Origin of the sequence: Streptomyces sp. UNOB3_S3, assembly GCF_020740895.1 — a bacterium.
Lineage (GTDB): Bacteria > Actinomycetota > Actinomycetes > Streptomycetales > Streptomycetaceae > Streptomyces.
Genome location: NZ_JAILXP010000652.1, coordinates 1 through 1782, shown reverse-complemented (window position 1 = coordinate 1782; position 1782 = coordinate 1). Strand labels below are relative to the sequence as shown.

The window sequence follows — 1782 nt, the reverse complement described above, 5'->3', positions numbered from 1 at the left end:
GCCATGCCCCCACCCCCCTTACCACCTACTCCCCCGAAACATGCATATATACGCAAAGTAATGATCGTATCGCGCTGGGGAACCGGCGTCCGGGAGCGAGGTATCGTCGGCCGGATGCCGAGCGCGCCCTGTACGCGCCTGATCGACAAGGAGACTTCCGATGCCGCACGCGGGATCGTCGCGGGGTTCGTCGCGACCGTCGCACATCCTGCTGCGGGACGACGCGGGGCGGTGGGCCACCGCCGCGCCGGAGCGCACGGTGCTGGGCGTCATCCACAACATTACTTCCGCCACACGGCTGTTGGACCTGCTCGCGCCGTTCGAGGGCGACAGCCGGGTGCATGTGGTGTTCACCTGCACCGGGTCTTCCGCCTTCGAGAACGGAACGCGGGAATTCATCACCGCGCGCCAACTCCCTTGGATATCCTGGGAGGAAGCGAAGCGGGGGAAATTCGACCTCGCGGTGAGCAGCAGCCGGGGCGGCGAACTCCATGAGCTCAACGCCCCACTTGTGGGCGCCCCGCACGGCGCCGGATACAATAAACACTTGCGCCGGGAGCCGGGAGCCGGGAGCCGGGAGCCGGGAGCCGGGAGCCGGAAGCCGGAAGCCGGAAGCCGGAAGCCGGAAGCGTTCGGGCTGGATGCGGAATGGCTCACTCATGACGGGAAGCTGATCCCCTCCGCGATCGTCCTCTCCCACGACGAGCAGCGTGAACGCCTCCGCCGCGGCTGCCCCGAGGCCGTACCGATCTCCGTCGTCGCCGGCGACCCCTGCATGGACGACCTCCGCGCCGGCCTCCCCTTCCGCGCGGAGTACCGCGCCGCGCTCGGCCTGCCACCCGGCCGGAAGCTGCTCGTCCTCACCTCCACCTGGGGGCCGCACTCCCTCCTCGGCGCGAACATGGACCTCGTCCGCCGGGCCCTCGCCGAACTGCCGCACGACGAGTACCGCGTCCTCGCCGCCGTGCACCCCAATGTCTGGTACGGCCACGGCGGTTGGCAGATACGCGCGTGGCTGGCCCCGTATCTGCGGGCCGGGCTCCTCCTGCCCGCGCCGGAGACCGACACCTGGAAGGCGGCACTGGTCGCGGCCGACGCCTTCGTCGGCGACCACGGATCACTGACCCTCTACGCCGCCGCGCTCGGTGTGCCCGGCCTGCTGGGCGCCTTCGGCGACGAGGTGGTCGCGGCCGGTTCGCCCATGGCCCGGCTGGGCGCGGCGCTGCCGCGCGTGGCGCCGGACGTCCCGCTCGGGCTCCAGCTGCGCCGCGCGGCCGCCGCCCAGGCGGGCGACGAGCGGCTGGAGGCGATCGGCGGCCTCGTCACCTCCCGCCCCATGCGGGCGGCCGGACTGCTGCGCCGCCTCTACTACGAGCGGCTGGAGCTCGACGAGCCGGAGTCCCCCGCCGTCCCCCGGCCCGTCACCCTGCCGCTGCCGCTCCCCGCGGAGCGGTACGGGCCGGTCCCGCCGCCCGCGTTCGCCGACGTCCGGCCCGAGCCGGACGGGACGCTGGTCCTGCGCCGCTACGTCGCCGGGCTCCAGGGGACGGTGACCGGGCACCTGGCCGATCCCCACCTGGTGGTGGCGGAGGGCGAGCCGGACGGCCGGTGGGGCGGTGCGGCCGATGTCGTCCTGGGCAGGGCGCCGGAGCCGCGCGAGACGTACCGCGCCGCCGCGGAGCGGGTGTTCGCCGAGCACGGGGGGTGCTGGCTGGTGGCGTTTCCGGAGCGGGACGGCGCGGCGGGGTGTGTCGCGGTCACGCGGGATGGGGGGATGCTGAG

At 73.4% G+C, this 1782-nt stretch carries 1 protein-coding gene; it reads left to right on the top strand.

Annotated features, from left to right (window positions below):
• Positions 1-160 precede the first annotated feature (160 nt).
• The coding region (locus K6I33_RS34725; protein WP_229358780.1) for a hypothetical protein at positions 161-1782 on the top strand (1622 nt) is incomplete at its 3' end.